Source organism: Brevundimonas sp., from assembly GCF_023259385.1.
Lineage (GTDB): Bacteria > Pseudomonadota > Alphaproteobacteria > Caulobacterales > Caulobacteraceae > Brevundimonas.
The window spans coordinates 1-8,020 of sequence record NZ_JAHFPF010000162.1 but is presented as its reverse complement, the minus strand read 5'-3'; the positions used below and the strand labels follow the sequence as shown (position 1 = coordinate 8,020).

Sequence of the window (8,020 nt, the reverse complement as noted above, 5' to 3'; positions counted from 1 at the left end):
CTCGCGTAACGCAGGTATTCCCGCGCGGCGCCCCATGCTACGCATCGCACTCGTCAAGATGGAGGGGTGGGGTGCGTTCAACCGCAATTGCGGGCCTCGCGGGGCTCATGCTGCTTTCGGGCTGCGGCTCATTGGCTGACGGCGTGGATCATGACGCGAGCCGGAAGGCGTCGCTGGCTCCGCCGGAGATCCACGTCACGCCGTGCTCGACCGTCGAACTGGTCAACTTCCCGTCCGATGCGGCCGGGGCCGCCAGGGCCGCGCTGGACGCCGCCTGCGCCGTCCGCCGGTCGCAGGCCTTCGCCGCCGGAGCGGCCGCGCGGGACTGGCTGCCGGGTTGCTCGATCCTTCCGTTGCCGAACCGGCGCTGGGTGAGCGGCGCCTCGGTCAGGGACGCGATGGCGGACGCGGGCGCGCGCTTTCAGCTGGTCTATGAAAATCCGGGAGCCGTGGCGTCCACCAGCGTGGGGGCCCAGCGCATGCGGATCCGTCCGGAACGATTCGAAGGCTGGCTCAGCGGCGATCCCGAGCGGCGCGCCGCGCTGGTGAACACCCTGGTGCACGAGACCACCCACCTGATTTCCGAACCCGGACGGCCCGGCCGGTTCCGCTATACGGATCGTGGACACGGTTCGTGGTGGTGTCCGGACAGGGATCTGGTGAGCTACGGCCTCGGCGACCTGGCCGCGCGAACGTGGCGGGCGATGGCGTCGGAAGGCTGAAAAACTCGCGATGGAGGCCTGAGCCGGAATCGAACCGGCGTACACGGATTTGCAGTCCGCTGCGTAACCACTCCGCCATCAGGCCGTAGAGCCTTGGTGACCAAGCCATCCATCGCGAGGCGGGTTCGCTATCAGATCGGATTGTCCGCCGCAACGCACAGACCTATAAGCGCGCCAGATTTCAGCAGGATTCCCCCAAGATGGATTTCGCCGCCGCACGCAAGGTCATGGTCGACAGCCAGGTCCGGGTGAACGATGTCACCGACCGCGCCCTGCAGGCGGCGCTTCTGGCCGTCCCGCGCGAGCGCTTCGTGCCCGCCGACCGCGCCTTCTCCGCCTATGCGGAGATCGAGCCGGAAATCGCGGGCGGCCGCCGCCTGATGCTGGCGCGGGACCTGTCCAAGCTGCTGATGGCCCTGGGCGGGAAGGAGGGCGAGCGCGCCCTCAGCATCGCGGGCCCCTACGCCGCCGCCGTGCTGGCCCGGATGGGCCTGAACGCCACGGCCCAGGAATCGGACGCCGCCGTGTTCGACGTGGTCGGCTCGGCGCTGGCTGACGAGGGCGTCGCCGCCGTCGTCGCGCCCCTGTCGGCCCCGGCGGGCGAGGGTTACGACGTCATCGTGTCCGAGGCCGCCGTGCCCGGTCGCCCCGAGGCCTGGCTGAAAGCCCTGTCCGTCGGCGGGCGTCTAGCCGTGGTCGAGCGCACGGGGCCGGGCGGCAAGGCCGTGCTCTACATGCGTGGCGAACAGGGCATATCGCGCCGGGAACTGTTCGATGCGGCGCCGCCGGTGCTTGCGGAATTGACGCCCGAACCCACTTTCGCGCTCTGATCCTTCCCCTCCGACGGAGGGGCTGGGCTTTGCGCGTGAAAAAAACTTAACTGGCGCGGGACTAAACCGTCCCGCATCAGGCCTTGGGATACGAAGGGCGCGCATCCCCCGCGCCAGGCAGGAACCATCATGCTGAAACGTTCGCGTGCGCTCGCCTCGGTCGCCGTCATCGCTGTGATCACCGGCATGGGCGCTCCCGCCTGGGCCGAGACCCTGCAGGAAGCGATTGCGCTGGCCTATCGCACCAATCCGCAACTGCTGGCCCAGCGGGCCAATCAGCGGGCGCTCGACGAATCGATCGTCCAGGCCCGGGCTGGCCTGCGCCCGACCCTGGATGTGACCATCGGCGCCAACTACACGCGCGACTACGGCGACGGCCCCCTCGTCAATCCGGACAGCGACAGCGCCTCGGCCAGCATCGGCGTCGGCCAGACCCTGTGGAGCGCCGGCCGCATCGGCCACGGCATCACCGCCGCCGAAGCCAACATCCTGGCCGGCCGCGAAAACCTGCGCGACATCGAACAGAATGTCCTGGCGCTGGTCATCCAGTCCTACGCCGACGTGATCCGCGACACCGAGATCCTCGCCATCCGCGAAGCCAACCTGAACGTCCTCCAGCGCCAACTGGAAGAAGCCAGCGCCCGCTTCGAGGTCGGTGAGATCACCCGCACCGACGTCGCCCAGTCCGAAGCCCGCCTGGCCCAGTCGGAGGCCGATCTGGCCAACGCCCGCGCCCAGCTGTCGGTGTCGCGCGCCGCCTACGCCGCCGTCGTCGGCCAGTCGCCGGGCGATCTGGCCCCCATGCCGGTCCTGCCGGGCGTTCCGACCGACTTCGACAACGCCCTGGACGTGGCCCTGGTCGACAATCCGGGCATCCGCGCGGCCACCTATTCGCTGCGCGCCGCCGAAGCCAACGTCGCCGCCGCCAAGGCCGAGTACCTGCCGTCGCTGCGCGCCACCGCCAGCTATGGCGGGTCGAACAACGACTTCGACCGCTTCGGCGACATCGCCGACAACACCCGTCTGACCGCCGGCGCGACCCTGTCGGTGCCGCTGTTCACCGGCGGCCTCAACTCGTCGCGCGTCGCCCAGGCGCTGGAACGCGCCAACGCCGCCCAGATCGCCGTCGAGGGCGAGGGCCGCAGCACCCTGCAATCGGTCAGCTCGGCCTACGCCCAGTCGATCTCGGCCCGCGCCACCCTGCAGGCCGGTCAGGAAGCCGTCCGCGCCGCCACGGTGGCCGCCGAGGGCGTGCGCCAGGAGGCCCAGGTCGGCCTGCGCACCACCCTGGACGTGCTGAACCAGGAGCTGGAGCTGCGCAACGCCGAGGTCACCCTGGCCAGTTCGCGCCGCAACGAATACGTGGCCCAGGCCAATCTGCTGGCCGCCATGGGCCGCCTGGAGGGCCAGGACCTGGATCCGACCATCACGGTCTACGACCCGGCCGCCAACTATCAGCGCGTGCGCAACCGCGGCGCCCTGCCGTGGGATGGGGCGATCGAAAGCTTCGACCGCCTGGCCGCCCCGGCGATCGTTCCGGCCACGGACGCCGAGGACGCGCCGATCGACACCCAGCTGAAGTCCGAGGTCGTTCGGACCGCGCCGCGCAACTGATCCTCAGACCATTTTTGTTTCAGGTCGTCCCGACCTGAAGTCAAAAAATGGTCCCGCATCGACTGGAGCGAAATCTGAGCTCAGCCGTACGGCGTCCAGCTCGGCCGATTTCGCTCCGGGGCTCGCGCCTCAGGGGAAAAACGCCCGTTGATTCCGACGGGCGTAGATGCGACGACAGCCCTGCGGAGGGGGAAACCGCTCCGCAGGCCCAGCCATTTCGATCAGTCCGCCCGCCTGAGTGGGCGTCCGGGATTTCGCCATGACCGACCAGACCGCCCAGGAACCGACGATGGAGGAAATCCTGGCGTCGATCCGCCGGATCATCTCCGAGGACGACGCGCCGGCTGAAACCGCGCCGGTCGCCGCCGCGCCGGAGCCTGAACCGGCTCCCGAGCCCGAGCCGGAACCCGCGCCGTCGCCCGCCCTGATGGATGAGACCCCGTCGGTGCAGGAGCCCGAGGCGTCGGAAGAAGATGTGCTGGAGCTGACTGACACCTACGAAGCCCCGGCCGCCGAGAGCATCGGCGACCTGGACCTGTCGCCCGCCGAGCCCGAACCCTTCCCGGCCGAGCCGGTCAGCGAGTCGGTCTTCGCCCCGCCCGCCGAAGTTCACACGCCGGAGCAACCTTCCGTGCCGACCAACAACTACGACTCCCTCGTCGGCGACAGCGCCGCCGCCAGCGCCGCCTCGGCCTTCGCCGGCCTGGCCGCCAGCTTCCAGAAGCCGGCCGCCGCTCCGGCCGCCTCGGGCCCGGACCTGACCTTCGCCAGCGGCTCGACCGTCGAGGCCATGGTCGCCGAGATGCTGCGCCCGCTGCTCAAGGACTGGCTCGACGCCAACCTGCCGGGCATCGTGGAGGAACAGGTACGCAAGGAAGTCGAACGCATCGCCCGCTCGGCCGGCTAGCTTCACCTGCGCACCGATCTTCACTAGATCACGACAGGGCGGCTCCCGGCGGAGCCGCCCTTTTCCGTTTCCGCTCCGCCCTTGAATAGCGACACGCCGCGCGTGTCGCGGTAGGGCAAAAGAATGACCTCCCCCATGCTCGACAAGACCTTCGACCCGAAATCCGCCGAACCCCGCCTGTATGCGATGTGGGAGGACAGCGGCCTGTTCGCGCCCCGCGCCGCCACCGCCACCGACGGCGCGGCCGACGCCTATTCGATCGTCATTCCGCCGCCGAACGTGACGGGGTCGCTGCACATCGGCCACGCGCTGAACAACACCCTGCAGGACATCCTGGCCCGCTATCACCGGATGCAGGGCAAGGCCGTCCTGTGGCTGCCCGGCACCGACCACGCGGGCATCGCCACCCAGATGGTGGTCGAGCGCCAGCTGGCCGCGGCCGGCAACGTCGGGCGCCGCGAGATGGGCCGCGAGGCCTTCGTCGACAAGGTCTGGGAATGGAAGGCCGAGTCGGGCGGGACCATCGTCGGCCAGCTGCGTCGTCTGGGCGCCAGCTGCGACTGGTCGCGCGAGCGCTTCACCCTGGATGAGGGCCTGAACGCCGCCGTCCGCAAGGTCTTCGTCCAGCTGCACAAGGACGGCCTGATCTATCGCGACAAGCGGCTGGTGAACTGGGATCCGCATTTCCAGACCGCCATCTCCGACCTCGAGGTCGAGCAGAAGGAGGTCGACGGCGCCTACTGGCATTTCGCCTATCCGCTGGCTGACGGCGTCACCTACGAGCATCCGATCGCCTTCGACGAGGACGGCAAGGCGACGGAGTACGAGACCCGCGACTACATCGTCGTCGCCACGACCCGGCCGGAGACCATGCTGGGCGACACCGGCGTCGCCGTGCACCCGAAGGACGAGCGCTACGCCGGTCTGGTCGGCAAGGTCGTGACCCTGCCCATCGTCGGCCGCCGCATTCCCATCGTCGCTGATGAGTACGCCGACCCGACCAAGGGCTCGGGCGCGGTGAAGATCACCCCGGCGCACGACTTCAACGACTTCCAGGTCGGCAAGCGGGCGGGCCTGCCGTCGCTGAACATCCTGGACGCCTACGCCCGCGTCACCGCCGCCGACACACCGGACGTCCCCGCCGAATACGATGGCATGGACCGCTTCGCCGCGCGCAAGGCCATCGTCGCCCGCGCCGAGGAAGAGGGCTGGCTCAAGGAGATCGAGAAGACCAGGCACATGGTCCCGCACGGGGACCGGTCCGGCGTCGTCATCGAGCCTTGGCTGACGGACCAGTGGTACGTCGACGCCCATACGCTCGCCCAGCCGGCCATCAAGGCGGTGGAGCAGGGCGACACCGTCTTCGAGCCCGCCAGCTACTCCAAGATCTATTTCGAATGGCTGCGCAACATCGAGCCGTGGTGCATCTCGCGCCAGCTCTGGTGGGGCCACCGCATCCCGGCCTGGTACGACGCCGACGGCAATATCTACGTCGCCGAGACCGAGGAGGACGCCATCGCCCAGGCCGGCGGCAAGCCGCTGACCCAGGACGAAGACGTTCTGGACACCTGGTTCTCCTCGGCCCTGTGGCCCTTCTCGACCATGGGCTGGCCCGAGAAGACCGAGGACCTCAAGCGCTTCTATCCGACCAGCGACCTCGTCACCGCCGCCGACATCATTTTCTTCTGGGTCGCCCGGATGATGATGATGGGACTTCACTTCATGGATGAAGTTCCGTTCAAGCGGGTCATCATCAATGGCCTGGTCCGCGACGAGAAGGGTCAGAAGATGAGCAAGTCGAAGGGGAACGTCATCGACCCCCTCGGCATCATCGACGAGCTGGGCGCCGACCCCCTGCGCTTCACCATGGCCATTCTGTCGGGCACGCGCGACATCAAGTTGTCGAAGCAACGCATTGAAGGTTATCGAAACTTCGGCACCAAGCTGTGGAACGCCGCCCGCTTCGCCCAGATGAATGAAGCGCGCCGCGTCGAGGGCTTCGACCCAGCGAATGTCCAGCAGACCATCAACCTGTGGGTCCGGGACGAGCTGACCAAGGCCGAGCGTCAGATCTCCAGCGCCATTGAGGCCGGCCGTTTCGATGACGCCGCCTCGGCCCTGTACCGCTTCGTCTGGAATGTCTTCTGTGACTGGTATCTGGAGCTGGCCAAGCCGGTCTTCCAGGGCTCCGACGAGGCCGCCAAGGCCGAGACCCGGGCCATGACGGCCTGGACCCTGGATCAGACCCTCAAGCTGATGCACCCGGTCACGCCTTTCATCACCGAAGAGCTGTGGGACAAGCTGGCCCAGGAAGGCGCGCCCCGCAGCGAATCGACCCTGATCGGCGCCGCCTGGCCGGTGTTGCCCGACAGCTATCTCGACATGGAGGCCAGCGCTGACATTAGCTGGCTGATCCGCACGGTCTCGGAGATCCGCTCCAGCCGCGCCGAGATCGGCGTGCCGCCGGGGGCCAAGCTGACGCTGGCGCTCTACAACCCGACCGCCGACATCAAGGCGCTGTTCGACAAGCACGGCGAACTGATCCAGTCGCTGGCCCGTCTGGAGGCCATCGAGCAGGTCGGCGAGCAGCCGCCGGGCTCCATCACCCTGCTGGTCGGCGGCGCCTCCGCCTTCATGCCCCTCAAGGGATTGGTGGACCTGGACGCCGAGCGCGCGCGCCTGACCAAGGAGATCGCCGCCTTCGAGAGCGACATCGGGCATGTGAACAAGAAGCTGGGCAACCCCAACTTCATCGCCCGCGCCGCGCCGGAAGTCGTCGAGGAACAGCGCGAGAAGCTGGCCGAGGCCGAGGCCGGTCGGGCCAAGCAGGCCGCCGCCCTGGCGCGTCTGGACGGGGTGGGGTGAGCAAGGTCAGGCTCGACCAGCTCCTCGTCGCCCGCGGCCTGGCCGAAAGCCGGGCGCGGGCGAAGGCGGCCATCGAAGCCGGCGGCGTCACGATCGACGGTCGGCCCGCCCGGGCCGCCTCGCAGACGGTGTCGGACGAGGCGGAGATCACCTTCGTCGACGCCCACCGTTTCGTCGGCCGGGCCGCGCTGAAGCTGGATCAAGCCCTGACCCTGTGGCCGGTGACCGTCGAAGGGCGGACGGTGCTGGACGTGGGCGCCTCGACCGGCGGCTTCACCGAAGTCTGCCTCGAACGCGGCGCGACGCGGGTCTACGCCGTCGATGTGGGGCAGGGGCAGTTGCACCCACGCCTCGCCGCCGACCCGCGCGTGATCGATCTGGAGAAGACCGACGCGCGCGACCTGACGCCGGATCTGGTCCCCCATGCGCCCGGCCTGATCGTCTGCGACGCCAGCTTCATCGGTCTGGCCAAGGTTCTGCCCGTCGCCCTGGCCCTCGCCGCGCCGGACGCCGACCTGGTCACCCTGGTGAAGCCCCAGTTCGAAATGGACAGCCGCGCCGACATCGGCCGGGGCGGCGTCGTCAAGGATGCGGAGGCTCGTCAGGCCGCTCTGGAGCGCGTCTCCAGCTGGCTGGAAACCCGCGGCTGGACGGTTCAAGCCACCGTCGAAAGCCCCATCACCGGCGGCGACGGCAACGTGGAATATCTTCTTTGGGCGAAACGCATCTAGCGAAGCGTTTCGAGCGCTATCGCTCGCGAGGCGGTCGCTCGCTGCTTGAGCGCAAGTCTGCGCGAAGCCAGGCCGCGTCGGGTCGGGAGGTCCCGCAGGGCCGACGGTCCGCGGCCCTCCAAGAATGGAAAAGCCCCCGGTGGATTTCTCCACCGGGGGCCTCCGTCACATCGCCGATCGACAGGGGGGCTGATAAGTAACCGGCGACGCGATCTCGTCAGTAACCGTTGCAGACCTCTTCGTACCGGGTCACCAGGCGACCGTTCCAGTCGCGGCTCTGGGTCGATACGGTGCGGCAGCCGTAACGGTCGCTGCGGTAGTCCGACCGGTCGTCATAGCGGTAGCGGTCGT

Annotated in this window: 6 protein-coding genes and 1 tRNA gene; 6 read left to right on the top strand and 1 reads right to left on the bottom strand. The window is 68.7% G+C overall.

Annotation, left to right across the window (positions count from 1 at the left end):
- Positions 1 to 71: 71 nt before the first annotated feature.
- A complete protein-coding gene (locus Q0C81_RS12640; RefSeq protein WP_291838355.1) occupies positions 72 to 722 on the top strand; it encodes a hypothetical protein in 651 nt (216 codons plus the stop codon).
- Positions 723 to 733: 11 nt separating this feature from the next.
- Here the strand turns inward: Q0C81_RS12640 and Q0C81_RS12635 are convergent.
- Positions 734 to 807: transfer RNA gene (locus Q0C81_RS12635), tRNA-Cys, on the bottom strand.
- 115 nt (positions 808 to 922) lie between these two features.
- Here Q0C81_RS12635 and Q0C81_RS12630 point away from each other — a divergent pair.
- The 5 genes from Q0C81_RS12630 (at position 923) to Q0C81_RS12610 (ending at position 7,669) form a co-directional block, all read left to right on the top strand.
- Positions 923 to 1,552 carry a protein-L-isoaspartate O-methyltransferase gene (locus Q0C81_RS12630; protein ID WP_291838353.1) on the top strand — a complete coding sequence of 210 codons (630 nt, stop codon included), beginning with the start codon at positions 923 to 925 and terminating at the stop codon, positions 1,550 to 1,552.
- Positions 1,553 to 1,681: 129 nt separating this feature from the next.
- Positions 1,682 to 3,166 (top strand): TolC family outer membrane protein, encoded by a 1,485-nt coding sequence (locus tag Q0C81_RS12625; protein WP_291838350.1) that lies wholly within the window; start codon positions 1,682 to 1,684, stop codon positions 3,164 to 3,166.
- 259 nt (positions 3,167 to 3,425) lie between these two features.
- Positions 3,426 to 4,073 (top strand): DUF2497 domain-containing protein, encoded by a 648-nt coding sequence (locus tag Q0C81_RS12620; protein ID WP_291838347.1) that lies wholly within the window; start codon positions 3,426 to 3,428, stop codon positions 4,071 to 4,073.
- Positions 4,074 to 4,208: 135 nt separating this feature from the next.
- Positions 4,209 to 6,938, top strand: coding sequence for a valine--tRNA ligase (locus Q0C81_RS12615; protein ID WP_291838357.1), 2,730 nt, complete (start codon positions 4,209 to 4,211; stop codon positions 6,936 to 6,938).
- On the top strand, positions 6,935 to 7,669 hold the full coding sequence (locus Q0C81_RS12610) for a TlyA family RNA methyltransferase (protein WP_291838344.1): 735 nt from the start codon (positions 6,935 to 6,937) through the stop codon (positions 7,667 to 7,669). Before Q0C81_RS12615 ends, Q0C81_RS12610 begins: the two co-directional genes overlap by 4 nt.
- The last annotated feature ends 351 nt before the right edge of the window (positions 7,670 to 8,020 follow it).

Coding starts and splice junctions, on each gene's coding strand:
- Q0C81_RS12620 (WP_291838347.1), top strand. CDS start 3,426: ATGACCGACCAGACCGCCCAGGAACCGACGATGGAGGAAATCCTGGCG.
- Q0C81_RS12615 (WP_291838357.1), top strand. CDS start 4,209: ATGCTCGACAAGACCTTCGACCCGAAATCCGCCGAACCCCGCCTGTAT.
- Q0C81_RS12625 (WP_291838350.1), top strand. CDS start 1,682: ATGCTGAAACGTTCGCGTGCGCTCGCCTCGGTCGCCGTCATCGCTGTG.
- Q0C81_RS12630 (WP_291838353.1), top strand. CDS start 923: ATGGATTTCGCCGCCGCACGCAAGGTCATGGTCGACAGCCAGGTCCGG.